At 51.7% G+C, this 25,027-nt stretch carries 26 protein-coding genes and 4 tRNA genes; 14 read left to right on the top strand and 16 right to left on the bottom strand.

Annotated features, from left to right (window positions below; all coding sequences use genetic code 11):
* Positions 1 to 44: 44 nt before the first annotated feature.
* The 4 genes from ACT3R4_RS11165 to ppnN form a co-directional block, all read right to left on the bottom strand.
* Positions 45 to 248 carry a hypothetical protein gene (locus ACT3R4_RS11165; protein WP_441679031.1) on the bottom strand — a complete coding sequence of 68 codons (204 nt, stop codon included), beginning with the start codon at positions 246 to 248 and terminating at the stop codon, positions 45 to 47.
* A gap of 198 nt (positions 249 to 446) precedes the next feature.
* Positions 447 to 647, bottom strand: a complete 201-nt coding sequence (locus tag ACT3R4_RS11160) for a hypothetical protein (RefSeq protein ID WP_441679032.1) — start codon at positions 645 to 647, stop codon at positions 447 to 449.
* A gap of 103 nt (positions 648 to 750) precedes the next feature.
* A complete protein-coding gene (locus ACT3R4_RS11155; protein ID WP_441679033.1) occupies positions 751 to 1,482 on the bottom strand; it encodes a TSUP family transporter in 732 nt (243 codons plus the stop codon).
* A gap of 87 nt (positions 1,483 to 1,569) precedes the next feature.
* A complete protein-coding gene (gene ppnN, locus ACT3R4_RS11150) occupies positions 1,570 to 2,952 on the bottom strand; it encodes a nucleotide 5'-monophosphate nucleosidase PpnN (RefSeq protein ID WP_441679034.1) in 1,383 nt (460 codons plus the stop codon).
* Positions 2,953 to 3,100: 148 nt separating this feature from the next.
* Between ppnN and ACT3R4_RS11145 the strand changes: the two genes are divergently transcribed.
* Entirely contained in the window at positions 3,101 to 4,003 is a 903-nt protein-coding gene (locus ACT3R4_RS11145; protein ID WP_441679035.1) for a LysR family transcriptional regulator, read from the top strand.
* Positions 4,004 to 4,132: 129 nt separating this feature from the next.
* Here the strand turns inward: ACT3R4_RS11145 and tnpA are convergent, their stop codons facing one another.
* A complete protein-coding gene (tnpA, locus tag ACT3R4_RS11140; RefSeq protein ID WP_441679036.1) occupies positions 4,133 to 4,549 on the bottom strand; it encodes an IS200/IS605 family transposase in 417 nt (138 codons plus the stop codon).
* Between tnpA and ACT3R4_RS11135 the strand changes: the two genes are divergently transcribed.
* Complete coding sequence (locus tag ACT3R4_RS11135; protein WP_496201217.1) at positions 4,496 to 5,632, top strand: RNA-guided endonuclease InsQ/TnpB family protein; 1,137 nt, start codon at positions 4,496 to 4,498, stop codon at positions 5,630 to 5,632. The genes tnpA and ACT3R4_RS11135 overlap by 54 nt on opposite strands.
* 13 nt (positions 5,633 to 5,645) lie before the next feature.
* Here ACT3R4_RS11135 and gcvP read toward each other — a convergent pair whose 3' ends face one another.
* Both gcvP and gcvH read right to left on the bottom strand, forming a co-directional pair.
* The gene (gene gcvP, locus ACT3R4_RS11130) at positions 5,646 to 8,540 is read right to left on the bottom strand and encodes an aminomethyl-transferring glycine dehydrogenase (RefSeq protein WP_441679038.1); all 2,895 of its coding nucleotides are present in this window, start codon (positions 8,538 to 8,540) and stop codon (positions 5,646 to 5,648) included.
* Between the two features lie 80 nt (positions 8,541 to 8,620).
* Positions 8,621 to 9,010: a glycine cleavage system protein GcvH gene (gene gcvH, locus ACT3R4_RS11125; RefSeq protein WP_441679039.1), complete on the bottom strand. Its 390-nt coding sequence runs from the start codon at positions 9,008 to 9,010 to the stop codon at positions 8,621 to 8,623.
* Positions 9,011 to 9,442: 432 nt separating this feature from the next.
* Between gcvH and ACT3R4_RS11120 the strand changes: the two genes are divergently transcribed.
* Together ACT3R4_RS11120 and gcvT are read left to right on the top strand one after the other, a co-directional pair.
* Positions 9,443 to 10,864, top strand: coding sequence for an alanine/glycine:cation symporter family protein (locus ACT3R4_RS11120; RefSeq protein WP_441679040.1), 1,422 nt, complete (start codon positions 9,443 to 9,445; stop codon positions 10,862 to 10,864).
* A gap of 84 nt (positions 10,865 to 10,948) precedes the next feature.
* On the top strand, positions 10,949 to 12,061 hold the full coding sequence (gcvT, locus tag ACT3R4_RS11115; RefSeq protein ID WP_441679041.1) for a glycine cleavage system aminomethyltransferase GcvT: 1,113 nt from the start codon (positions 10,949 to 10,951) through the stop codon (positions 12,059 to 12,061).
* Positions 12,062 to 12,149: 88 nt separating this feature from the next.
* Here gcvT and ACT3R4_RS11110 read toward each other — a convergent pair whose 3' ends face one another.
* Positions 12,150 to 12,941, bottom strand: a complete 792-nt coding sequence (locus tag ACT3R4_RS11110; RefSeq protein WP_441679047.1) for a LysM peptidoglycan-binding domain-containing protein — start codon at positions 12,939 to 12,941, stop codon at positions 12,150 to 12,152.
* A gap of 122 nt (positions 12,942 to 13,063) precedes the next feature.
* Positions 13,064 to 13,945, bottom strand: coding sequence for a 1-acylglycerol-3-phosphate O-acyltransferase, YihG family (locus ACT3R4_RS11105; protein WP_193053522.1), 882 nt, complete (start codon positions 13,943 to 13,945; stop codon positions 13,064 to 13,066).
* A 290-nt stretch (positions 13,946 to 14,235) separates the two neighbouring features.
* Between ACT3R4_RS11105 and ACT3R4_RS11100 the strand changes: the two genes are divergently transcribed.
* A complete protein-coding gene (locus tag ACT3R4_RS11100; protein ID WP_193053523.1) occupies positions 14,236 to 14,934 on the top strand; it encodes a CoA transferase subunit A in 699 nt (232 codons plus the stop codon).
* 59 nt (positions 14,935 to 14,993) lie between these two features.
* A complete protein-coding gene (locus ACT3R4_RS11095; RefSeq protein WP_193053524.1) occupies positions 14,994 to 15,659 on the top strand; it encodes a CoA transferase subunit B in 666 nt (221 codons plus the stop codon).
* Positions 15,660 to 15,707: 48 nt separating this feature from the next.
* On the opposite strand, the gene ACT3R4_RS11090 is transcribed toward ACT3R4_RS11095, so the two are convergent.
* The 5 genes from ACT3R4_RS11090 to ACT3R4_RS11070 all read right to left on the bottom strand — a co-directional run bounded on the left by ACT3R4_RS11090 (position 15,708) and on the right by ACT3R4_RS11070 (position 19,371).
* Positions 15,708 to 16,475: a VOC family protein gene (locus ACT3R4_RS11090; protein ID WP_193053525.1), complete on the bottom strand. Its 768-nt coding sequence runs from the start codon at positions 16,473 to 16,475 to the stop codon at positions 15,708 to 15,710.
* A gap of 108 nt (positions 16,476 to 16,583) precedes the next feature.
* A complete protein-coding gene (locus ACT3R4_RS11085) occupies positions 16,584 to 16,865 on the bottom strand; it encodes a GrxA family glutaredoxin (RefSeq protein WP_193053526.1) in 282 nt (93 codons plus the stop codon).
* A 198-nt stretch (positions 16,866 to 17,063) separates the two neighbouring features.
* Positions 17,064 to 17,603: a response regulator transcription factor gene (locus tag ACT3R4_RS11080; protein ID WP_172116582.1), complete on the bottom strand. Its 540-nt coding sequence runs from the start codon at positions 17,601 to 17,603 to the stop codon at positions 17,064 to 17,066.
* A gap of 69 nt (positions 17,604 to 17,672) precedes the next feature.
* The gene (locus ACT3R4_RS11075) at positions 17,673 to 18,944 is read right to left on the bottom strand and encodes an ATP-binding protein (protein ID WP_172116583.1); all 1,272 of its coding nucleotides are present in this window, start codon (positions 18,942 to 18,944) and stop codon (positions 17,673 to 17,675) included.
* 10 nt (positions 18,945 to 18,954) lie between these two features.
* Positions 18,955 to 19,371 (bottom strand): hypothetical protein, encoded by a 417-nt coding sequence (locus ACT3R4_RS11070; protein WP_172116585.1) that lies wholly within the window; start codon positions 19,369 to 19,371, stop codon positions 18,955 to 18,957.
* A 143-nt stretch (positions 19,372 to 19,514) separates the two neighbouring features.
* Here ACT3R4_RS11070 and pyrC point away from each other — a divergent pair, with 143 nt between their 5' ends.
* The gene (gene pyrC / locus ACT3R4_RS11065) at positions 19,515 to 20,552 is read left to right on the top strand and encodes a dihydroorotase (protein WP_172116587.1); all 1,038 of its coding nucleotides are present in this window, start codon (positions 19,515 to 19,517) and stop codon (positions 20,550 to 20,552) included.
* Positions 20,553 to 20,652: 100 nt separating this feature from the next.
* Here the strand turns inward: pyrC and mtnN are convergent, their stop codons facing one another.
* On the bottom strand, positions 20,653 to 21,360 hold the full coding sequence (gene mtnN, locus ACT3R4_RS11060) for a 5'-methylthioadenosine/S-adenosylhomocysteine nucleosidase (protein ID WP_172116588.1): 708 nt from the start codon (positions 21,358 to 21,360) through the stop codon (positions 20,653 to 20,655).
* 47 nt (positions 21,361 to 21,407) lie between these two features.
* On the bottom strand, positions 21,408 to 22,268 hold the full coding sequence (gene folD, locus ACT3R4_RS11055; RefSeq protein WP_441679042.1) for a bifunctional methylenetetrahydrofolate dehydrogenase/methenyltetrahydrofolate cyclohydrolase FolD: 861 nt from the start codon (positions 22,266 to 22,268) through the stop codon (positions 21,408 to 21,410).
* 205 nt (positions 22,269 to 22,473) lie between these two features.
* On the opposite strand from folD, the gene ACT3R4_RS11050 reads away from it, so the two are divergent.
* The 7 genes from ACT3R4_RS11050 (at position 22,474) to ACT3R4_RS11020 (ending at position 24,915) form a co-directional block, all read left to right on the top strand.
* Positions 22,474 to 22,550 (top strand) — tRNA-Pro (locus tag ACT3R4_RS11050).
* A gap of 91 nt (positions 22,551 to 22,641) precedes the next feature.
* Positions 22,642 to 22,718 (top strand) — tRNA-Arg (locus tag ACT3R4_RS11045).
* 65 nt (positions 22,719 to 22,783) lie between these two features.
* Positions 22,784 to 22,858: transfer RNA gene (locus ACT3R4_RS11040), tRNA-His, on the top strand.
* A gap of 36 nt (positions 22,859 to 22,894) precedes the next feature.
* A tRNA-His gene (locus ACT3R4_RS11035) sits at positions 22,895 to 22,969 on the top strand.
* 180 nt (positions 22,970 to 23,149) lie between these two features.
* On the top strand, positions 23,150 to 23,392 hold the full coding sequence (locus tag ACT3R4_RS11030) for a hypothetical protein (protein ID WP_496201216.1): 243 nt from the start codon (positions 23,150 to 23,152) through the stop codon (positions 23,390 to 23,392).
* Positions 23,389 to 24,630: an NAD(P)/FAD-dependent oxidoreductase gene (locus tag ACT3R4_RS11025; protein ID WP_172116590.1), complete on the top strand. Its 1,242-nt coding sequence runs from the start codon at positions 23,389 to 23,391 to the stop codon at positions 24,628 to 24,630. Before ACT3R4_RS11030 ends, ACT3R4_RS11025 begins: the two co-directional genes overlap by 4 nt.
* 75 nt (positions 24,631 to 24,705) lie before the next feature.
* Positions 24,706 to 24,915: a putative motility protein gene (locus ACT3R4_RS11020; RefSeq protein ID WP_172116591.1), complete on the top strand. Its 210-nt coding sequence runs from the start codon at positions 24,706 to 24,708 to the stop codon at positions 24,913 to 24,915.
* The last annotated feature ends 112 nt before the right edge of the window (positions 24,916 to 25,027 follow it).

The following is a 25,027-nucleotide window of genomic DNA, read 5'->3' as shown; positions in this document are numbered from 1 at the left end:
CACTGGCGAGCTTAATAATATGCCCTGCCAGCGCCACTCCAGTATTACGGTGTTAATATGTCAATGACTTTAACTTCATAATTGTCACCATGAATGGCGACTACCTTGATAAGAACGTCTCGCGACACCTGTTTATATTCATCACGTTTATCAATTAGGCCAAAATGCTCTCGCTCCTCGCCGATAGTTAATGCGTCATTAAAATCCGTTTTTGGCAACATCAGTATATCGTCAATCATTATGGACATGGTATTTCTCCATCAGCCGTCGTTATTTCATGCTGGTTTTTTAGGACTCCGTTAGAACGTTTTAGTTTGCTTGTGATCACACAATGGCTGCGTTAAAGGCGGCTTTAATGTTTGTTAATTTAGCGATAGAAAAGCCGCCGACAAATGGCGTGAGCGGCTTTTAGGGAAAGCCTAATAAATGACTAGGTAATGAGCAGGTTACTCATCAGCCTCATGATCGGCCAAGGCTGCCGCGACAGCTTCTTCCCATTGGCCTTCCGTTATTCCCCAGTGCTTCATTTCAGACGAATTAGCCTTACCTTCGGCTGCTGCACGGAGTTTTTCAGCTGAGCTACTTTCAAAGCAGTGTTTTGCAAAGGCTTTTGTCTTTCCATCGCGTAATTGATCAATCATCTGCATGGCTAGCTCCTTTCCTTGGTAAGTATCGACCTTGGTGAAAATCCGACAGACTACAGTGTAGTTTGTTCCTTGTTTTTTGCTTTAGAATCTTGATCTTGGGGAATCAAGAGAGAAGCAATGTATCAATAATAATTTTAAGAGCGATGCCCGTAAGTAGCAGCATGATTAAATTATCAAACCAACGGTGTGGCATTCGATTGCCCAAGTAGGCTCCCAGCGGCATAGCCATCAAAATGATGCCTAGAGCAATGACGCTATAAAGCGAACGCTGCATTGTCAGTATGTCAGCCTTTAAGAGCGCGGGAATTTGCACGCAGGTAATCGTCACAAAAAAGACGGAAATTGAGCCAATAAACACAGGCCTTTCCAGCTTCATCGCATTCAAAAATGTAATCGAAGCGGGAGCGGACATGCCTGCAGCGCCTTGCAATATACCGCCCAGTAAGCCAACCGGGATGACGATTCGTGAAGCCAGTGCGTAGGAAAGTACCAAGCGTCGTCTTGTTAGTTTGATGATTAGATACAAGACAATCGCGCCTGCAACGCCTAACGAAAGCAGCTTTGGCGAGAGAACCACTAACCCCCAAGTGCCCAGAATAATACCTAGCGCGCCCGCTATCGAAAAAGCAGCCAGAAACCGGATGGGCAGTAGGTGGCGCCGGTATTGCCATACCTGAAGCAGGTTGCTAAGCAGGTTGGGAACAACCAGAACGGCAATCGCGAGCTTAACGTCATAAAGCATGGTAAATACCGGCACAACCAACACCGGCACACCCGAACCAATAGCACCTTTAATAATGCCAGCAGCTAACAGCGTCAGTAGGGCGATGAGCAAGGTTTTCTTCCGGGAACAAGTGAAGCAGCCGATTTCTCGGCTGCAGATATTGGCAATTGTGCTGCAAATAGCGCCTTGGAGCCGCGGTTATTTTAAAACATAACACGGCGTGTAGGGTTGGCCATCAAGTTTCATGCGCCCTTGGGCAACAAATGAGCTCAGTAACTCGTCCAGGTGCTGCATCAGGGCAGGTTCTGCGGTTAGCACAAAGGGACCGTGTGCTTTAATGGCTTTAATGCCTTGTTCCTTGACATTTCCAGCCACAATTCCAGAAAAGGCACGACGAAGATTGGCGGCAAGTTCATGCTTGGGCTGCTGGCGATGCAGAGCGAGTTCACGCATGGCTTCGTGGGTCGGCTCGAAGGTTGCTTGAAAATCGCGTGCAATGGTGAGTCGCCAGTTATAGTAAAAGGCGTCCTGCTGATTGCGCCGGAACTCTTTGATGATATCAATCCCAGTACGCATTTTACGCGCGACCGCGACCGGATCACCGGTAATGATGGTGTAGTAGCGACGAATTTCTTCGCCCAAGGTGTAGACCAGAAACTCGTCTATTTTTTGGAAATACGCGGCCGAGTTTGCAGGCCCTGTGAAAATGAGAGGGAAGGGTGTTTCGCTGTTATTGGGGTGCAACAGTATGCCGAGCAAGTACAAAATCTCTTCAGCCGTACCGACCCCGCCAGGAAAAACAATAATGCCATGACCTAGACGCACAAACGCTTCCAAGCGCTTTTCAATGTCAGGCATGACGACGAGTTCATTAACAATGGGATTGGGGGCTTCTGCAGCAATAATGCCCGGCTCGGAAATCCCCAGGTAACGGCTATCCTTGCGCCGCTGTTTGGCATGGGCGACATTAGCGCCTTTCATCGGCCCTTTCATGGCGCCAGGGCCACAGCCGGTACAAATATCTAAATCGCGCAGCCCAAGATGGTAGCCAACATCTTTTGAATACTCGTACTCATCACGTGAAATGGAGTGCCCGCCCCAGCAAACGACCAGGCTTGGGTCACGTCCCGGTTTTAACGTGCCGGCTTTACGCAAAATATGAAAAACGGCGTTGGTGGTTCCTTCGGCTGTATTAAGGTCAAAGCGGTTGTGATGCTGGATCTCGTTATAGACGTAGACAATATCGCGAATAATAGAGGAAAGGTGCTCACGAATGCCGCGTATCATTTGGCCATCGACAAAGGCTTCTGCTGGCGCATTGGTCAGCTTTAAGCGAATTCCCCTATCCTGCTGTAATACCTCAATATCAAAATCTTTATACGCTTCAAGAATAGCCACACTGTCATCGGTGGGCCTTCCGCAATTCAAGACAGCCAGTGCACAGCGGCGCAGTAAATCATGTAAGCCGTTTTGTGAGGTGCTTTGTAGCCGATTAACCTCGTGCTGTGAAAGCACTTCAAGGCTTCCTTCGGGAGAGATAATGCTAGAGATAGTGGCACGAGGCTGGATAATTGATGTCATTAGTGCGTCGATTCCTGGTCATTTTTTTAACTTATTGCATACTAGCACGCTAAAGCGGTGGGTACAGCGCAACCAGTGACAAGCCCAACTGTGCTACTCTATGCGCAAAATACGCGCACACGGTGGCTATAGAAAATGGCGTTTTATTATGTTTAATGCCCAGTATTTTCGGACATTTATTACGTTAGTTGAGACCGGTAGTTTTACACGTACGGCACATCGCCTGGAGATGACCCAGCCCGGGGTTAGTCAGCATGTACGTAAATTGGAAAACTACCTTGATAAAACGCTAATTGAGCGTAAAGGACGAAGTTTTACCTTAACGGAGTCGGGTCGTCGTGCTTACGATTACGCGTTAAAACTCTTTGCTGAGCATGAACAATTTCGTCATGGCTTGGATGATGACTCTCTGGACAGTGGTGAGTGCCGTATAGCGTCGCCTGGAAGTGTTGGTCTCATGCTGTATCCGTTTATGTTAGGTCAGCAGCAAATGCATCCTAATTTAACCGTTAATTATAGCTTTGCGTTTAACCACGAAATTGTGAATGACTTGCTGGAAGGGCGCTACGATATAGGTATTGTGACGGAAGCGCTCAACCATCCTGACCTTACCTGCACGCTATGGCATAAAGAGCCGCTGTGCCTAGTGGTGCCCGCTGATTTTGCCGGGAGTACGCTGTCTGATTTAATGGGCATCGGCTTTCTTAACTACTACGATGGCATTAACCACGCGTATTCACTGTTAAGAGCGAATTATCCAGGTGAGTTTCGCTCAATGACACATTTTCGCTACCAGGGGTTTACCAACGAAGTCGGTATGGTGCTGGATGCGGTTGCTCGCGGGCTTGGGTTTACAGTGGTTTCTTTATTGGTCTTGGAAACGTCACCGTGGCAACGTCAGGTGAAAGCGTTAACCTTACCCATTGCGGTGAATGAAGAGCTCTATCTGCTACGTCGGCGTGACTCCGTACTTCCTAAACGCTATGAAAAACTGTTGGATGGTTTTTGTAAGCAACGCATCCAGGAAAGAACGCCTCTGGTACCCGAATAAGGGCTCAAAGGCGTTCACTTGCTGAAGCGTTGGCTTACGTATTAGGCGCCTAGCGTGTTTTACCAGAATGCGCGGAAAGCCCCGTACTTCTAGTGCGGGGATGTAGAGCGCGTCGCCCGTCAGGGCGACCTAGTTTGGGCGGGCTTGCTGCTCGATGTATTGCCGCACAACCGATATAGGTGCGCCGCCTACGCTGCCAGCAAAGTAGCTTGGGCTCCATAGGGCGTTCTTCTGGTACGCCGGCTTCACCAAATCAGGGTGCATTAATTTGAGCCTTCGGCTTGAAACCCCTTTCAAGCTGTTCACCAAGCGAGATAGCGCCACCTTAGGCGGGTAGTTCACCAGTAGGTGGACATGATCGGTTCCGCCATTGAACTCCACCAGCTCTGCCTCGAAGTCTGCGCATACGCGACGGAAGAGCTCTTCAAGAGACTCCAAGTGTTCGGCGCTGAAGATACTGCCCCTGTACTTGGTAACAAAGACCAAGTGTGCATGGAGCATGAAAACACAGTGCCTGCCGGTTCTGTAAGGTTGTTTGGTATCCATAGGCCAAGTATAATCGAAGCTATGAAACAGACCAAGACCCTCAAAGTGCGCATCAAAGACAAGCACGCTGCCCAGCTCAACGGCATGGCGCGCAGCGTGAACTTTGTCTGGAACTATGTGAACGAATTAAGCGCTCGCGCCATTCGTGAACGCGGTCTGTTTCTGTCTGCCTACGATATTCAGAAGTACACGAATGGCGCGGGCAAAGACCTTGGGCTACACAGCCAGACCTTGCAGGAAGTTGCACGGGAATACGCCACCCGCCGCAAACAGTTCAAGAAGCCTCGGCTGGCATGGCGCAAGTCCGGTGGCATGCGCCGCTCGTTGGGCTGGGTGCCCTTCAAGTCCGGTGCCGCCAAGTGGAAGAACGGGCAAGTGTTCCACAACGGCAGCTACTTCAAGGTCTGGGACAGCCATGGCCTCAGCCAATATAGGTTCCGCTCGGGTAGCTTCAACGAGGATGCTCGGGGGCGCTGGTACTTCAATGTCGTGGTCGGGGTCGATGTCCAGCCCTCGACCGGCCAAGGCGCTGTCGGCATCGACTTGGGTCTGAAGGACGTGGCGACTTGTAGCGATGGTGAGCGTCTTGAGAACGGTCGCTTCTACCGCGATATGCAAGACAAGCTGGCGACGGCCCAGCGTTCTCGCAACAAAAAACGCATCAAAGCCATCCATGCCAGGATCAAGAACCGTCGCCAGGATGCGCTACACAAGTTCTCTCGTCAGTTGGTCAACCAGCATGGCGAAATCTATGTGGGTGATGTATCGCCCGTGAAACTCGCGAAGACCCGGATGGCCAAGTCGGTGCTGGACGCTGGTTGGGGCCAACTCAAGACGATGCTGGAATACAAGTGCGACCACGCAGGCATCGTCTATCGAGAGGTTCGCGAGGCATACACCAGCCGCACCTGCTCGTCGTGCGGGTCGCTCAGCGGCCCTCAAGGCGTAAACGGGCTGCGAATAAGAGAGTGGGAGTGCTTGGAGTGTGGTGTCCTCCAAGATCGGGACATGAATGCGGCTCGGAACATCCTATCTCTCGGGGCAGGACGTTGCCCTCCTGTAGTGGGAATCCCCCGCCTTTAGGCGGGGGAGGACGTCAATTCCGGTATTCATCAATACCCGGGCAAGAACAAATAAGCTGACGATCCCCAAATACATTATCCACCCGATTAACGGTTGGCCAGTATTTGGCTGCAGTGACTGCCTCAGTGGGAAAAGCGCCCAGTTGGCGGTCATAAGGCCGTTCCCACTGGCTGTCCATAATATCGGCCTGTGTGTGGGGGGCGTTAACCAACGGGTTGTTATCCAGCGTCCACTCGCCACTTTCAACACGCTTGATCTCTTCGCGGATGGCAATCATGGCATCGCAGAATCGGTCAATTTCATAGAGCGACTCGGACTCGGTCGGCTCTATCATCAACGTGCCTGGCACCGGAAATGACATGGTGGGCGCATGGAAGCCATAGTCCATCAACCGCTTGGCAATATCTTCCTCACTGATACCTGACGCTGCCTTTAGTGGGCGAATATCAATAATGCATTCGTGGGCAACCATGCCGTTAGTTCCCCGATAGAGAATGGAGTAGGACTCCTCCAGGCGCTTGGCGGTGTAGTTAGCGTTCAAAATGGCTAACTGTGTTGCCTCGCGAAGCCCTCGGGCGCCCATCATTTTAATATAGGCCCACGAGATAGGCAGGATGGATGCGCTGCCAAACGCTGCGGCTGAGACGGCACCGCTCTCTGGGTTAACGCCATTGATAGGTGTCACCACGTGGTTGGAGACATAAGGCGCCAGGTGAGCTTTTACGCCGATAGGCCCCATACCCGGGCCGCCGCCGCCGTGGGGAATGCAGAAGGTCTTATGTAGGTTAAGGTGCGATACGTCGCCCCCGAAGTCGCCAGGGCGCGTGAGTCCCACTTGAGCATTCATATTGGCGCCATCGACATACACTTGGGCACCGTGCTGATGCACCACGTCACAGACCTTGCGCACATGAGATTCGAAAACACCATGGGTCGAAGGGTAAGTAATCATGATCGCCGAGAGCTTGTCGCTATGCTGGGCGGCTTTGTCCATTAGGTCATTTATATCAATATTGCCGTTCTGATCACACTCTACAACGACCACCTCCATGCCTACCATGGCCGCTGTTGCCGGGTTGGTACCATGGGCAGAGCTTGGAATCAGGCACACATTACGGTGTGCTTCGCCTTGCGCAGCCTGGTAACGGCGAATGGCCAGCAGCCCCGCGTACTCACCCTGCGCGCCCGAGTTAGGTTGCATGGAAATATGATCGTAACCAGTGATTTCTACCAGGAACGCGGCCAGTTCATCAATCATTTGATGATAGCCAGCGACCTGGTCGCGCGGCGCAAACGGGTGCAAGTCTGCAAACGCAGGCCAGGAAATAGGGATCATTTCGCTGGTAGCGTTAAGTTTCATGGTGCAAGAGCCTAAAGGGATCATCGCATGGGCAAGCGACAAGTCCTTATTCTCCAGGCGTTTTAGATAACGCAGCATTTCTGTTTCGCTGCGGTACCGGTTAAAGGTGGGGTGGCTCAGAAAATCACTTTCCCGCTGGCAGACGGCGGGGATGCCCGTGGTAGCGCTGGCAATTACTTGCTCATCCAGCGCTGCGACAGAAAGCCCGTGTTCATTACCTAGCAGCACATCAAATAGGGTGGCAACATCGTGTGCGGTGGTTGTTTCATCCAGGCTGATGCCTACATCGCCATTGGCGAAGTAGTGGAGATTGACATCGTGCGTCATGGCGCGGCCATGAATTTTACCTGCATCTACCTGAGTTAAGCGCAGCGTATCAAACCAGCTGTTATGCACCAGCGAAACGCCAGATTGCTGCAAGCCTTGCGCCAGCAATGTGGTGAGCCGATGGACACGCCCAGCAATTTTACGCAGCCCTTCAGCACCGTGGTAGGTCGCGTAGAACCCTGCAATATTGGCTAAAAGAGCCTGCGCCGTGCAGATGTTGGAGGTGGCCTTTTCGCGACGGATATGCTGCTCGCGCGTCTGCATGGCCATCCGCAGGGCGGTATGGCCTCGGCTATCTTTGGATACACCGATAATACGCCCGGGAATAGAGCGCTTAAGCTTATCTGAGGTGGCAAAGAACGCCGCATGTGGGCCACCAAAGCCCATCGGCACCCCAAAACGCTGCGAATTGCCAATCACGATATCCGCACCTAACGCGCCGGGTTCCTTGAGAAGCACCAGACTCAGCAAGTCAGAGGCTACACAGGTCATGATATTATGGGCAGTGGCCGCCTTTAACAGAGGTGCCAAGTCACGTACTTCGCCGCTGGCGGAAGGGTACTGAAGCAACGCGCCAAACACATCATGGTCGGCAAGCGTATCGGCAGGCCCTGTAATGATTTCAAAACCAAAAAAATCAGCGCGGTTTTTTACGACATCAAGGGTTTGCGGAAAAATATCGTCGGCAATAAAGAAAGCGTTGGATTTGCTCTTTTTATTACTCCGCTTACATAGCGCCATGGCTTCTGCGGCTGCCGTGGCCTCATCCAGTAATGAAGCATTGGCAAGCTCCATTCCGGTCAGGTCCATAATAACCTGCTGAAAGTTTAATAATCCTTCCAACCGGCCTTGAGAAATTTCTGGCTGATAGGGCGTATAAGCGGTGTACCAACCCGGGTTTTCGAGCACATTACGTTGAATAACCGCTGGCATATGCGTGCCGTAATAGCCCTGGCCAATATAGCTTTTAGCAACACGGTTCTGGCGAGCCAGCTGGCCTAAGTACTCAAGCGCTTCAGCCTCACTACGTGGATCATCCAGGTTCAGTTCGCGGCCAAGGCGAATATCGCTGGGTATGGTTTGCTCAATCAGATCTTCCATGCGCTTGATATTGAGCACGTTTAACATGGTATCTACGTCGTCGGCATTCGGGCCGTTATGACGTTTGATAAAAGCATCGTGGTCGGCCAGTTCGGACAAGCGGCGTGTTTCAAATGACATGGGAAGATTCCGAGCGAGAAAGAGAAGCGTGGTAGAGGCATAAAATACAAAGCCTGCCGTAAAGGGCAGGCTTTGCGGTATTAATCGTCAGTGCTTAATGTGGCCTGATAAGCATCAGCATCCAGTAAACCGTCCAGATTCTGGTCGGTCAGGCGTACCTTCATCAGCCAGCCGCCTTCATAGGGTGCGTCGTTCACCGTTTCGGGGGAGTCTTCAAGCGCGTCATTAATTTCGATAACTTCCCCGCTTACCGGGGCGTAGAGGTCGGAAGCCGCCTTTACCGATTCAATAACGCCGAACTCTTTGCCTTGGGTAAGCGTTTGACCTACTTCGGGTAGTTCAACAAATACCACATCGCCAAGCGCTTCTTGGGCGTGGTCACTAATCCCTACGCTGACGGTGCCGTCTTGATGATCAAGTACCCATTCATGGCTTTTCGCGTAACGCAGATTTGCAGGAAGGTTGCTCATGATGATTCCCTTTATGAAACAATTGACTGGATAGGCTAATACTAGCGCTTGTCGGAAGTCTTGGCGACTACCAGCGTGCCAGCCAATAAACGAATTTTTAAGCATGTTAACGTGTTTCTGATCGGAAACAAGTTTCCTGTAAGCTAAGAAATGCTCAGCAAGGGAAATTTTATGACCCAGCGTGCCTATCGGGTGGGGAGGTACGAAGGCATTTACTATTTAGAAGTGCCTGAGCATAGAAGCGAACAAGGATAATGGTGTAAAACATACAGGTGGTTCACCTGAGCATGTTAATAATTGCCTCTATCCTGCTATCAAAGATGGGGCGTGCCCATGACATCGCTATATTAGCTAAACAAAATAATCGCGAATGCCCGTTTTCTGACGGCCAGACATCTATAAAAATTGAACTAATAGGGTAAGGAGAAGCGTGTGGAAACGTTAAATAGCCTTTTTGGGGCGATCAATGGCGTCGTGTGGGGGCCATTGATGTTGATTTTGCTACTGGGTGTGGGGATCTACCTACAAATTGGTTTAAAATTAATGCCCATTAGAAAGTTGGGCATGGGCTTCAAGCTACTTTGGCAGGGGCGTGAGCCTAAACCTGCCCACAAGGACGCCGTCGCTAAGGCTAGCGTCGACAAGTCCGATGAAGACGGCGAAATTTCCCCTTTTAATGCCCTGATGACGGCGCTTTCAGCCACCATCGGTACCGGCAATATTGCCGGTGTGGCCACCGCAATTGCATTAGGTGGCCCAGGTGCTGTGTTTTGGATGTGGATTACAGCGCTGGTGGGAATGGCAACAAAATTCGCCGAAGCGGTATTGGCTGTACGCTATCGTGAAACAGATAATACCGGCCACCATGTAGGCGGCCCCATGTTTTATATTAAAAACGGGCTGGGTAAAAAGTGGCTTTGGCTTGGCGGTCTGTTCTCGTTTTTTGGTGCTGTCGCAGCCTTTGGTATTGGTAATACGGTGCAGTCTAACTCGGTCGCAGATGCGATGGACGTCACCTTTGGCGTACCGCATTGGCTTACCGGTGTCATCATCATGGTATTGGCCGGCGCGGTCATTCTAGGTGGCATCAAGCGGATTGCGAAAGTCGCTGGGAAACTCGTACCGATCATGGGGATAGCCTATGTGATTGCCGGTGTGCTGGTGCTGATTGTTAATGCAGGGCAAATCGGCGAGGCCTTTAGTCTGATCTTCTATTACGCCTTTAATCCCATGGCGGCGGCAGGTGGTTTTGCGGGTGCCGCTGTGATGGCTGCTATTCGCTTCGGTGTGGCGCGGGGTATTTTCTCCAATGAGGCAGGTTTAGGTAGTGCGCCTATTGCTCATGCCGCGGCCAGAACTAAAAACCCGGTTCGCCAAGGGCTTATTGCCATGCTGGGCACCTTCATTGATACCATCATCGTCTGTACTATTACGGCACTGGTGATCCTGACCTCTACGGTATGGCAAACGGGTGAAGAAGGCGCATCGCTTACCGCGCTCTCCTTTGACCAGGCACTGCCTGGATTCGGTAACCCCATTGTGGCTATCGCGCTGGCTATCTTTGCCTTCACGACCATTCTAGGCTGGTCGTTTTATGGCGAAAAATGTTTCCAGTTCCTGTTTGGAACGCGCTCCATCATGCTCTATCGCGTTCTGTTCGTATTAGCCATTCCACTGGGTGCTATTGCGCAACTCGGCTTTATTTGGCTCATGGCCGACACCTTTAATGCCATGATGGCCATTCCTAACCTGATTGCACTGGCGCTGCTTTCCCCGGTGGTTTTCAAGCTGACCAAAGACTACTTTGCGGGCAAGGAAGTGTTAGCCGGTGAAGAACTAGACCATGACAAGTAAGCGATATTGGCCGCTTAAGCAGTAATCGCATCGGGGAGCTATGACAATAGCTCCCCGTTGTTCGTTTTTACCAAGGAAACTATCATGACCGATCTAAAGCATACGCCACTTCACGCACTGCACCTTGAGCTCGGGGCAAAAATGGTGCCCTTTGCTGGATATGATATGCCGGTGCAGTATCCACTGGGGGTAAAAAAAGAGCATGAGCATACCCGGCAACAGTGTGGCCTCTTTGACGTTTCTCACATGGGGCAGATTCTTGTATCGGGGGAAGATACCGCCAAGGCGCTGGAAACACTGATTCCAGCGGATTTAGTGGGGCTCCCAAAAGGTGAGCAGCGCTATGGTCTGTTCACCAATACTGAAGGTGGAATTATTGATGACTTAATGGTCGTTAATGGTGGCGACCACTTCTATCTGGTGGTTAATGCTGCTTGTAAAGACCAGGATTTGGCGCATTTGCGGGAAAGCTTGGGCGCCACCCACAAAATTGAGTTGTTAGACCGCGGCTTGCTTGCCCTGCAAGGCCCCCAGGCACATGCTGTTATGCAGCGCCTTTGCCCAGCGGCATGTGAACTGGTGTTCATGCAGCATCAACGTTTTACTATTGATGGGCATGAGGTATGGGTGAGTCGCAGTGGCTATACCGGCGAAGATGGGTTTGAAATTTCCGTGGCAGCCGATGCGTGTGAAGCGTTTGCCAAGCGCCTGTTGGCGGAGCCGGAAGTTGAGGCGATTGGGCTAGGCGCTCGTGATTCGCTGCGCCTGGAGGTCGGGCTATGCCTTTATGGGCATGATATGGATGCCACTACAACGCCAGTGGAAGCCGGATTGATTTGGGCGATTGGTAAGCCCCGTCGTCATGGGGGCGCGCGTTCGGCAGGTTTTCCTGGGGCAGATGTCATTCTTCATCAAATCGATGCCAGGGATCATTTACGCAAGCGTGTAGGGTTGCTGGCAGAAGGTAGGGCACCTATTCGAGAAGGCGCTGTGTTGCGGGATGCGGCAGGTAACGAAGTTGGAGTCGTAACGTCAGGCACGTTTGGGCCAAGCGTTGGGCATCCTGTCGCCATAGGGTATGTTAGCCGCGATTGGGAAGCGCCAGCAAGCCACGTGTTTGCGGATGTGCGTGGGAAACAACTGCCGATGACCGTGACGCCTATGCCCTTTGTTAAGCCCCGCTATTATCGCGGTTAAGTCAACCGTAAATAGTCGTTCTAGAAAACAAAGCCCCTTTTGATAAGAGGCTTTGTTCGTTTAGCAAGCGTGTTAACCAAGCATTGTGTTAACGCAGTACCTTGCTGGGATCGATCGGCTTGCCGCCCTGGCGTAAATCAAACAGCAGATCGTAACGTTGAGTGGTATTACTTTGGCCTACTTCACACAGTTCATCACCTGCTTTGACTTGCTGTCCGACCGAGACCAGCGTGCGTTCACACAGTGCATATACGGTTTGCAGATTATCAGCGTGGTGCACAATCACGACTTCACCTAGCTGGCGCATACCGTTTGCAAAGCGCACCTCGCCGGGGGCTACGGCCTGAGCACGCGCACCGGCTTGGGTCGCAAGCAGCATGGGTTGCAATGCTCCTCGGCTGTCTGCACCAAAACGTCTGACAATGCGGTAGTCTTCAAGCGGCCAAGGCCAGCGGCGCGCGGATGCGGGTAATGACGTAGAGGCCGGAGGCGACGCTGCCGGGGTGTTGCTAGAGGTACCGCTAGAGGGCGCCGGACGATTACTAGGCACTGGGCTACGCGTACCGCCGCTACTTAAAGGAACGCTGATAATTTGGCCTATCCTTAGTGCGGTGGGCGAAGCGCCGGGGTTGGCGCTCTGAATACGTCCACTGGTCGTGCCAAAGTGTCGTGCTATGTTGGAGTACGTATCGCCAGGCCGGATTTGATAACGGTAAGGGCCGCCGGAGGGTGCACGCTCTTGTTGAGTAGGTATCATCAAGCGCTGGCCAACCGCAAGACGACGCGCATTGACGCCTGGATTAAAACGCTCCAGACGCTCAAGAGGTACGTTAGCCCGGTTAGCCAGTTTTCCTAGCGTATCTCCACGTTGAACGGCCACCCAGTTGCCACTGATTTGGCTCGTACTATGGGTAGGTACGGCATCGCGTTGGGAGGAAGAGGGCGACGAACCTGCACAGCCTGTTAATACGCTAATTAGCAAGCAGACACCAAGCCAGACAGTTAGGCGTGATCGGATTGGCTGTCCAACAAGGCATCTTTTTCCTGCCAGAGTGAATTGGTCCATGCGTGGAAGCGTTCCTTATGCTGCTTTTCTTCGTGGTAGTCGGATTCGTGCATCCACTGGGGAATGGGCAATGTTCGTGCCTGTAGTGTAATAGGCGCTTCCTGACCGCATAAAAAACCCCAAAACGTTGGCGACGGGTTAGCGTAACTGATCGTTACATCAAGAATACCATCCAATTGATCGCCAAGCAGGCTAAGTACCTGCGAAATTCCCCCTGCTTTTGGCCTTAACAAATGCTGATATGGGCTTTTCTGTGCGTCGCGCTTCGCTATGGTAAACCGTGTGCCTTCGATGAAATTAAATATGGCGATGGGCGCGCTCCGCGCCCGGTGGCACATGGACGCTGTGGATTGGCGGTCTATCGTGGCAAGAGTGGGGTTCTTGGCGATCTGTTCACGGCTAAAGCGGCGCATAAACGGAAATTCAAGTGCCCAAAAGGCAAGACCTACAATCGGGATCCAGATCAATTGTCGTTTTAGAAAAAAACGCGGCATAGGGATACGGCGGTGCAAGGCCATGAAAAGAATAAAAATATCGGTCCAGCTACGGTGATTGGATATGACCAGCCACCATTGGTGTGGGCTCAACGATTCAGGAATCGAAAAAGTGACATCTGGCCTCAGCCAGCGCTTCATCCACCAAAGATTAGCGCCGATCCAGTTAAGGGCCACGGCGCATAAGCCGTCAAGTATCCATTTTCTAAAGCGTTTCACTGGGATAACGACTTTTAGAAAAGTGAGCGCAATAAGTGGAATGCCCCAAAAAAGCGTGGTGAGCGTGAACAGCGCAATGCTGACTAAGCCCTTGAAAATAGTCATATCCGTCCTTCAATGAAACGTATAACGATGCGATTAATGCTAATGGATCAATGCCATACTGCCCAGCACAATGGTAAAAAAGCACTTATTTTATTGTCGTTACCTTTGCGCGCTTCAAAAAGTAATTTTCTATCCAGCGACACTTCTGGCTCTTTAATGGCTAAGCTTAAGGCAGCCTGTGATAGGCATCACTTTTTGGGCTTGGGTAACCAGGTATAGTAATAGAGACAACACTGACAGTACCGATAAGCGCATTGTACGCACCACCGACAACGAGGCGAGGCATAATAATGGCAGGATTTGATAAGCGTGTTGCTTCCTATGCCGAAGCGATGGAAGGTATCGAAGACGGAATGACCGTACTGGCTGGCGGCTTTGGCCTATGCGGAATACCAGAAAATCTAATAGCAGAAATAAAACGTCGAGGTGTTAAGAACCTGACGGTTGCTTCTAATAATTGCGGCGTTGATGGTTTTGGTTTGGGCGTTCTGCTTGAAGATCGTCAAATCCGCAAAATATTTGCCTCTTATGTCGGCGAAAACGCGCTCTTTGAGCAGCAGATGCTCAACGATGACATTGAGGTTGTGCTTACTCCTCAAGGCACGCTGGCTGAAAAAATGCGGGCGGGTGGCGCAGGTATTCCAGCGTTCTATACCGCGACAGGCTACGGTACTCCCATTGGTGAGGGTAAGGAGGTGCGTGAATTTAATGGGCGCCACTACATCATGGAAGAAGCCATCGTCGGTGACTTCGCAATAGTAAAAGGCTGGAAAGCGGATCGTTATGGCAATGTCGTGTACCGCCATACAGCGCAAAACTTTAATCCCTTGGTGGCGACCGCTGGAAAAATCACAGTGGTGGAAGTTGAAGAAATTGTAGAGCCTGGTGAGCTTGAGCCCAGCCAGATCCATACCCCGGGTATTTATGTGGATCGGATTATTCAGGGTTCGTTTGAGAAACGCATCGAGAAACGCACGGTGCATGGCTAAATCGTTGACCGTTAACGGCTAAACAACTTTTTTAATCGCTCAATAATGAGGTTGCCACCATGGCTTTAACACGTGAACAGATGGCGCAGCGTGTTGCGCGTGAATTGGAAGATGGCTTTTACGTAAATTTGGGTATTGGTATTCCCACTCTGGTTGCCAACTACATTCCTGAAGGCATTGATGTGATGCTTCAGTCAGAAAATGGTTTATTGGGCATGGGGCGTTTCCCGACGGAGGAAGAGCTTGATGCTGACATGATTAATGCTGGTAAAGAGACGGTGACCGCTCGGCCTGGTGCTGCTATTTTTTCATCGGCAGAATCTTTTGCCATGATCCGCGGTGGGCATGTGGATCTCACCGTTTTAGGTGCGTTTGAAGTCGATCAGAATGGCAATATTGCGTCATGGATGGTGCCAGGCAAGTTGATTAAAGGAATGGGGGGCGCCATGGACCTGGTGGCTGGCGCTGAAAATATTATTTGCACGATGACCCACGCCTCCAAGCATGGCGAGTCGAAGCTGCTTGAGCAGTGTACTTTACCGCTGACGGGCGCTGGTTGTATTAACCGCGTTCTGACTGACTTGGCCTACCTGGAAATTAAAGACGGCGCCTTTGTGCTTAAAGAGCGCGCGCCCGGGGTCAGCATCGATGAAATTATCGAAAAAACGGCGGGTAAGCTGATAGTGCCTGACCATGTACCCGAAATGACGTTTGTGGAAGCGTAAACGCAAATGTAAGTACGTTACTTGTTTTAAGCAGCCTTGGCAGGCTGCTTAGACAATCTCACAGCGGGCATGGGCCGGAATGAGTATTTCGGCGATGCGTTCATGGCCCGCATCGATATGTTTTTGAGTCAGCGCCAGGCCGCCCAGGCAGAGACGATGCTCATCGCCATCACTAAAGATGATGCGTTGCGGCATGGCTGGATAAAAATGATGCTCAATAAGCGTCGAAAGCGCAAACACGCCGTTTTGCGGCTCTTTTTCACCGGGCATGCCTGTTTTTTCTAGCTGGTCATTAAGCGCTGTTAGCGTATCGCCGAGCTCGGCACAATCAAAGCCTGCATGGTGTAGGCGCGGGCCCATAACCGCCAGCCAGGCAGCAAGAGGGTGCGCCTTTAGAAGCTGCTGATATAGCGACCAGGAGGGCATGGGCCACGGACGACCGCGACAAAGTAAGTTGTGGCCCTTGCAGTCCTGTGGGTGTGATTGATTCACCAGCGCAGCCAGTGCCTCACGAGGCAGTTTTGACAGCGTCCCCAACTGTAGCTCAGCTAATACTAGCCAACTTCCTTGGTCATCAGGCGCGAGAAGGCGAATAAGAAGGCCCTTGTCAGCCATCGCATAATGAGCAACCTGACGATACCCCATGTGCGCCAACCGGTTATTCAAAACGGAAGCAGAAAAAGGACCATGGTTAAGCGTTACGAGCGTTAAGTATTCCGCCGTAGAGGAGAGAGGCCAAAGACGCAAACCGCCGATGTCGGGGTGCGAGTGAATATAGTCAAGCCAAAGCTGCTGTACGAATTCATCACGTTGCACGATGCTATCCTCGCCGCCTAAACAAGCGATGTTAGAAAGAGGGTACTTGTTTAAAACCCAGTATAGGCAGGCGAGAAAAAGCGTGTTCAACGACTATAAACGGCAAATTTAACGTAACGAATCTTCCTGGGGAGCTAATAACTGCTTCTCACGTACAAACCTGTCGAATTCGGTAAAACCGCCTATGTGCGTTTGGTCGACAAATACTTGCGGCACCGTATGGATAGGCTTGCCTGCCGTTTTAGCGATGTCCTCTTTAGTAACGCCTTCAGAGGGCATATCGACATAGCGGTAACCCTCGATCTTACCGATTGTTTCCAAATGCTCAGCAAGTTGCTTGGCACGGACGCAGAAAGGGCAGGTCATTCTGCCAAAAATAACCACAAACATGCGAAAACTCCTAACGTCAAAGTGATGGATGGCTCAAGGGGGCTTATTGTGGCGTAGCAGTCCTTGTTTCGCCAATAGGGTAAGGCAATGACGCCGATGGTATCGGCGTCTGCGGTGGCTGGTTTGGGAGCTAATGCGGTAGGCAAACGCAACGCGGAGAATGCTAGCTTTGTTGCGGAGTAGGCCGCTGGTGCAGGACTAACGCTTAACGGGGCGTTTTTGCAGTTTACGCTGGAGTGTCCGGCGATGCATGCCGAGCGCGCGAGCTGTCGCGGAAATATTGCCGTCGTGTTCATGAAGCACTTTTTGAATATGCTCCCACGTGATTCGATTAATGGACGGAGGGTTATCAGCAAGCTCTATATTGGGGTCGCCTTCCTGGTGTTCAAAGGATGCGACAATGTCGTCAGCGTCGGCTGGTTTGCACAGGTAGTTGACGGCTCCGAGCTTCATGGCCTCCACGGCCGTGGCAATGCTTGAGTAACCGGTAAGCACCACAATACGGCAGCTTGGCACGGCGGCCAACATCTCAGGGAGCAGCTTTAGTCCTGAGCTGTTTTCAAGCTTGAGGTCGAGCGTGGCCATGGTGGGTTGAAACTGAACGGCTACCGCAAGCGCCTGGTCTGCATCATGCGCTGTCATTACCTCATAACCGCGGCGGGTAAACGCGCGGCTGAGCACGTGACAGAACATTTCATCGTCATCAATAATTAGCAGGCGCTGATCTGTCGTTTGCATGATGTCCTCAACGATAGTGCTTGAAACACACTAAAACGCGTTTCAATTAGGCTGTGCCGTTAGTTTGGCTTAAAGGGGGGCGGAGCTACGCGGAAGCGTTACTTCTGTCAGCGTGCCACCTTCGGGATGATTATACAGACTAACACCTCCGCCAAAGCGATTGATCGTGGCATGGGTCAAAAACAGGCCAATGCCCATTCCCTTGCTCTTGGTAGAAATAAACGTATCACCGAGCTGGTCAGCGATAGACATGGCAATGCCCGGGCCGTGATCACGAATATCAATGACAACACTCTCTTCCTGCCAATCAAGACGAATAGAAACATGTTCGGGGTTGGCATCAGCGGCATTGTTTAGCAGGTTCATTAGTGCCTGGTCCAGCGTTGTGTCAACCGCAAGCCAGGGTTTGCCGCGCCTTTCAACGATCTCAAATTGGTGGCTAACATCTGGCCGCAACACTAACCAGCGCTGCACAACGCCGGTTAGCCAGGTCTGGGCATCCAGTATTTCGGGTTCTGCCATACGTCGCCGATCGGCACTGGTGACCAAATGCTGAAGACGAGATTTGCAAATGTCGACTTGCTGGCGCAGTAAGCGAATATCCTGCTGTAACGTTCCCCCTTCGGGGGCCTCATCCTGCATCTCTTTTAACAGTATGGCCATGGTCGAGAGCGGGGTGCCTAGTTCGTGTGCTGTGCCCGCCGCCTGAGTGGCTACAGCCAGCACCTGTTCGTTACGCAGCGCCGCTTCGCGAGTAAGTGAAAGTGCTTTATCTCGATTACGCAGTGCATGGGCCATTTTATAGATAAAAAACGTGACCAGGCCTGCTGAAAGGCCAAAGTTAAGCCACATGCCCATGACATGCAGATTGAGCATTTCATCGCTATTAATATGTGCCAGTTGGGGGACGTGGTGGTAAAAGAACATTAGAAAGCTGTAGCCTGCCATGGCGCAGACCGCACATATCCAGGCATGGCGCCATGGTAGCGTTGCCGCGGCAATCGTCACAGGCACCAGATAGTAGGTAATAAACGGATTGGTGGAGCCTCCCGAAAAATAAAATACCAGGGTCAGGCCCGCAATGTCGGCCAATAAATGCAGCAGATACTCAATATGTTCCACCGCTCGCGGGCGCCCCAATCGCCACCAGGTGGCGATATTCAATAAGCCCATAGCGATAACGACACTGACGACCGCGGTGACGGGTAATTCAAAGGCCAGTAGCTCCACGCCGACCACAATGGCGATCAGAAACCCTGTCCAGGTGATTCCCCGAACAATAGTGAGGCGAACCAGATTGCGGTTCGGGGTCGAGAGGGGCAGCGGCAAAGCCGTTTGCATGGGCTACTACCTATTTACGTGAAGTTTTGATGCTGTGAATGACAACCTTAATGAGTAGCGTCATGACATAGGTCAGCCAGCCAGCGGATGCCATTAGATTGAATAACAGCATTTTTGGTGGCAGCCAGGTGCTGCCTAACGTCGCTTCCACCATGATATGAAAGAACATCGCGAGCAGAAGGGGTAGCGCTAGAATATGAATCCACATATCCGTGCGCCGCTTACGGATATGGTAGCGGCACAGTAGATAGCGCATCGGTCGGTGTGCCCAGCTAAATAGCACCAGCGCACCCACGATAAAAAGTGCTGCCAGCGTCGGCTCGGTATTGCCGGTATGTACGGAAATAGAAATCGACCAAGCGAGACCTAGCCATACCAGCCCCTCTATGCTGGCAATAATATCCGCATAGCGTCGCACATTTTGCATAAACAATTGGACCTTGAACCTCTAAGAGTGCCGTTATAATACGATACTTGTTACGGTGTGTGACATTGATAAGCAGATTTCTCCGCCAAGTGGATCACGTATACTGTATTGGCTTTTCTTCTTTAAACAGCTTAGGACTTGCCGTGGACGCTATTACCCTGACCCGCCCCGATGACTGGCACCTCCATTTGCGTGATGGCGAGGCGCTGAAAGCCGTGGTAGGCCATACCGCCGCCCAAATGGGCCGTGCGATTATTATGCCTAACTTAACGCCTCCGGTAACGACCACGGCTCAGGCGCTTGAATACCGTGAGCGTATTTTGGCGGCCTTGCCTGAAGGCAGCACGTTCGAGCCACTTATGACGCTCTATTTAACCGATACGACGCCGCCTGAGGAAATTGAGCGCGCAGCACAAAGCGGCGTGATTAAAGCGGTTAAGCTTTACCCTGCCGGGGCAACCACCAACTCGGATTCGGGTGTCACCGATCTTGCGCACTGCGATGACACCATTGCCATGCTTGCCAAGGTGGGAATGCCGCTGCTTGTTCATGGTGAAGTAACCACTGCTGATATCGATATTTTTGATCGTGAAGCGGTATTTATCGAAACGGTAATGAAGCCTCTGCTGGCGCGTCATCCCGCGCTAAAGGTTGTTTTTGAGCATATTACGACCCAGCAAGCGGCAGAGTTTGTGGCAAACGCGCCGGATAATGTTGCGGCCACTATTACGGTTCATCACCTGCTGTTTAACCGCAACAAAATGCTGGTGGGTGGGATTCGCCCGCACTACTACTGCCTGCCCATCTTAAAGCGCGAACAGCACCGCCAGGCATTACTGAAAGCAGCCTCCAGTGGCAGCCCCAAGTTCTTTTTAGGTACGGATAGCGCGCCTCACGCCAAGGGCGATAAGGAATCCAGTTGTGGCTGCGCTGGCGCTTACACGGCACCGGCGGCGATTGAATTATATGCAAGGGCCTTTGATGAAGTGGGCGCGCTCGATAAGCTGGAAGCGTTTGCCAGCCTGAATGGTCCGCGTTTTTATGGCTTGGCGCCTAATGCCGATAAAATCACGTTAGAGCGTAAACCCTGGCAACTGCCGGAAGCCTATCCTTACGCGGGGGGCAAAACGATTGTCCCATTGCTGGCGGGAGAGTCGCTTGAGTGGTCCATTAAAGCGTAACTGTTGATGAAGTAAGAAATCTGTTGATGAAGTAAGAAACGAAAACGGAGCCATTTGGCTCCGTTTTCGTTAGTGGTAAACACCGGCTATTGCTACGATCTTAGCGCTGGCCAAGTGTCTGTAGCATGTGGTCCACCATGCGCGATGAGTGGGCGGCGGCTATGTCCAGGAACTGTTCAAAAGAAAGGTGGTTATCATCGTTGCCCGGAATATCGGATAACGCACGAATCACCACGAATGGGCATTGATATAGGTGACAGGTTTGCGCAATCGCTGCAGCCTCCATCTCAACCGCCAGCATAGAGGGGAAGTGGGCCTGTGTCGCAGCCACGCGTGCAGGGTCAGACATAAACGCATCACCTGTCGCAATGAGACCCTCTCGGACGTTAACCTCGCCAACCTCTTTGATTGCCTGGCGGGCAATGGCGCGTAGCTGAACATCTGCCAGGTAAGCCGCGGGCATGCCGGGCACCTGACCTATTTCATAGCCGAACACCACTGCATCGACATCATGATGGCGTACTTCATCTGAAATGATGACGTCACCAATGTTGAGATCGCTTGCAAATCCGCCCGCTGAACCCGTATTGATGATAGCGTCGGGGTGGTGGCGTTCCAGAAGAATGGCGGTACCCACAGCCGCATTCACCTTGCCAATGCCGGACTGTAGTATCACTACCTCTAGCCCATGGCGCATACCGGTATGAAATACAAACCCTGCATGCTCATAGCGCTCAGCATTGTCGAGCTGCCCGACCAGAATGCCGACTTCTTGCGCCATTGCGCCAATAATGCCAATACGCTTCATCGAATAGGCTCCTTTATCAAACCCTAAAAATTAACAGTACAGTAAGCCTAAGCGTTGGCGTCGTGATGCTCAGCCGCTTCAAGCGTATTTTCGAGCAAAGTGGCAACGGTCATGGGGCCTACGCCACCCGGAACGGGGGTGATAAAGCTGGCCCGCTCGGCCGCAGCTGCAAAATCGACATCTCCCACCAGCGAGCCATCTTCCTGACGGTTAATACCAACATCAATCACAATGGCACCTTCCTTAATCCACTCCCCTTTAACAATGCCAGGTTTGCCGACAGCCACGACCACCAGGTCGGCACGGTTAACATGGGCCTGCAAATCCTGGGTAAAGCGATGGCATACAGTGATGGTCGCGCCTGCCAGCATCAGTTCCAGCGCCATTGGGCGGCCCACGATGTTAGAAGCGCCAACGATAGTGGCGTTTAAGCCACGCACCGACAGGCCGCTTTCTGCCAGCATGGTCATGACCCCTTTGGGGGTGCAGGGGCGTAGAGCCGGCAACCGCTGAGCAAGCCGGCCAAGATTGTAGGGGTGAAAACCATCGACATCTTTGTCGGGCTTAATGCGCTCCAGAATCGGGTTGGCGTCCAGGTGAGCTGGTAGCGGTAGCTGAACCAGGATGCCGTCTATGCTTGCATCATCATTAAGCTGGTCAACCAATGCTTCCAACGCTTGCTGCGTGGTAGCGGCGGGGAGGGCATGTTGAAACGATAGGATGCCCGCTTGTTCGCAGGCTCGATGTTTATTACTAACATAGACGTGAGACGCCGGGTCTTCACCGACCACAACAACGGCTAGTCCTGGTGCACGAGCGCCTACTTGCTGACGTTTGGCTATCTTCTCGGCAACGCGTTGACGGACATGAGCAGCGATGGCTTTTCCATCGATAAGTTGGGCGGTCATTTACAAAGATCCTATGGAGGTTGGAGCGCTGATGCAAAAGCACGCTTGCTTGAGCATTTACTATAGGGAGTAATTTTCGCATGCCCAAGCGGCCAGGCAAAGCATCTACACAATCAATCGCGTTAAGTGTTGACTTTAATTTTAAAAATAGTAATATATGCCTCGCTTGAGACGAGCAGCGCGGTAAGCGTCAAAGGTGATAAATCGGGATGTAGCGCAGTCTGGTAGCGCGCCTGCTTTGGGAGCAGGATGTCGGGGGTTCGAATCCCTCCATCCCGACCACACTTAACGCGAAAGGCGTTACTTTGCTTTTCCAAGTTTGGTTGTGGTCAAGTGCTCATTGGCGTTCAGTGTTTTTTGGGATGCTTTATGTGCGCCCATAGCTCAACCGGATAGAGCAACGGCCTTCTAAGCCGTAGGTTGCGGGTTCAAGTCCTGCTGGGCGTGCCATTAGTAATGCTGTTCGATGGTCATTTGCCGGTTAGGAAAGTTTAAGTACGTTAGTGCTATCAATGGTGGGTGTAGCTCAGTGGTAGAGCCCCGGATTGTGACTCCGGTGGTCGTGGGTTCGAACCCCATCATCCACCCCATTCGATAGTAATATGCGGCTACAGTTTTAGGTTGTGGTGGATGTAGCTCAGTGGTAGAGCCCCGGATTGTGACTCCGGTGGTCGTGGGTTCGAAACCCATCATCCACCCCATTCGTATTGCTTATTTAATATCTTCTCTTCATATCTGATACCACTTAATTGTGGTTTTTTTGTTTTTGATCCCTGCATTTTTCTTTCATATCCCTTCCTGCATGTTGTAATGTCTGTTTAAAGACAGCTTGTTTTATTCGTCATGCTTCCTTACTGCTTCCCTGGCTGTGCTTGCTCTTCATGCACCCTGCATTTAATTGCTGCTTAAGCTGTTTTTGTGGCTTTGTCCGCCTGCAAAGCTCTAAAGCAGTGGAGTTGTCTGCTAGTGATATTTTTATAGCGTTAATTGCTGTAAAAAGCCTTGAAAAAAGCTTTTTAAGCTGTGCAAGTGCCCTTTGTTTAGTGATATTTTTCAATCAGTTGCTGGCGTTGTTTTCGCCTGTATTAAACGTAGGTATTAGCGCTGAGGAGAATACAAGATGACGCGACAAACGGTAGTGCTAGGGGCAGGCATGGTGGGTGTCAGTATTGCATGGCATTTACAGCGTCGCGGGCACCAGGTCACCTTGGTGGACAGACGCCAGCCTGGTCGGGAAACGTCGTTTGGTAATGCGGGCATCATTCAGCGAGAAGCGGTGCGTCCTTATGCATTCCCTCGTGATATGAAAACCATTTTAAGCGTGCTGCCTAACAAGCGCGTGGATATTCGTTATCGCCCGGCAGGCATGCTGAATGCCGCTTCACCCCTGTTAAGCTATTGGCATAACTCTTCATCAGGCCGCTATAAAAAAATCATTCCTGAGTGGGCTTCTCTCATCCAATTGTGCTTAAAAACGCACGGTCCGATGATTGAAGCTGCTGGCGCCGAGCACTTGGTGCGCCGTGAAGGGTGGTTAGAGATTTACCGCACGCAGTCGCGCTTGGAAAAACGTATTAAAGAGGCTGAAGAAGCTCGTGAGCATTATGGGGTGCAGTTTAACGTGCTGGATCGTGCAGGCATTGAAAGCAAAGAGCCGAATTTAGGTAAGGATATTATTGGCGCTATTCATTGGCTGGACCCCTGGACGGTGGCCGATCCGGGTGCCTTGGTGGCCGCCTATGCGCAAGATTTTATGGACAACGGAGGCAAGCTTCTTCAGGCGGATATTCAAAAAGTTGAGCAAGCAGGCGAGCGCTGGCGGATCGTTACTGAAACGCAAACCCTTGACACTGATGGCGTGGTGGTTGCCTTGGGACCATGGTCTGGCGAATGGATGAAAGGGCTGGGCTATCATTTTCCTACCTTTGTTAAGCGTGGCTATCACATGCACTATGCTGCCCAAGCGCCAGCCAAGCTGAATTACTGGTTAATGGATGCTGAAGTTGGCTATTTGCTGGCGCCCATGAACGCAGGAGTGCGTCTGACGACCGGTGCTGAGCTTGATCGAATAGAGTCGCCCGCTGATGAGCATCAGCTGGAAGCGGCGGAAAAAGTGGCCAGGACTATTTTTCCGCTTGGCGAGCGCTATGATGCGGCCGCCTGGAAGGGCGCGCGCCCCTGTTTGCCAGATATGAAGCCGATTATTGGACCGGCACCACGCCATCCTGGGTTATGGTTAGCATTTGGGCACGGGCACCAAGGGTTTACCCTTGGTCCAGCGACAGGTCAGCTATTGGCTGACATGATCGAAGGCAAGCCGACAGAAATTGATATGTCACCCTTTCGAGCTGAGCGGTTCTAAATCGCCACGCCGCTTTGTAGGTTGTCCGGTTATTTGCTAAGCTGATTTGACGTTTGACTTCTGAGGGCAGGCTTTATGGATGTATCTATAAGCAATACGGTGAGTACAGCGCTTTATATGAATCAAGCGCAAACTGCTGAACAGGCCCAAATGCAGATCTTCAAAGACGCATTGGATATTCAGGCCCAACAGGTCACGGAAATCATGGCGTCAGCGGATATGGGCGCTGAACCCAATCTTGCTCAAGAAGGTAATGTGGGTACGCAGGTTAATACCTACGCTTAGAACGTTGTCTGCGACCACCATCAGCTAGCATTTTAAAGCGCCGACCCGTTCGGCGTTTTTTGATTGGGCTCAAAAGTGATTTTGCAGGCCTCGCTCGCGCGGACACATGGTA

Source organism: Halomonas sp. AOP7-E1-9 (assembly GCF_052376035.1).
In the GTDB taxonomy this organism is placed as follows: domain Bacteria; phylum Pseudomonadota; class Gammaproteobacteria; order Pseudomonadales; family Halomonadaceae; genus Vreelandella; species Vreelandella citrativorans.
This window is presented reverse-complemented; position numbering and strand designations above follow the sequence as displayed.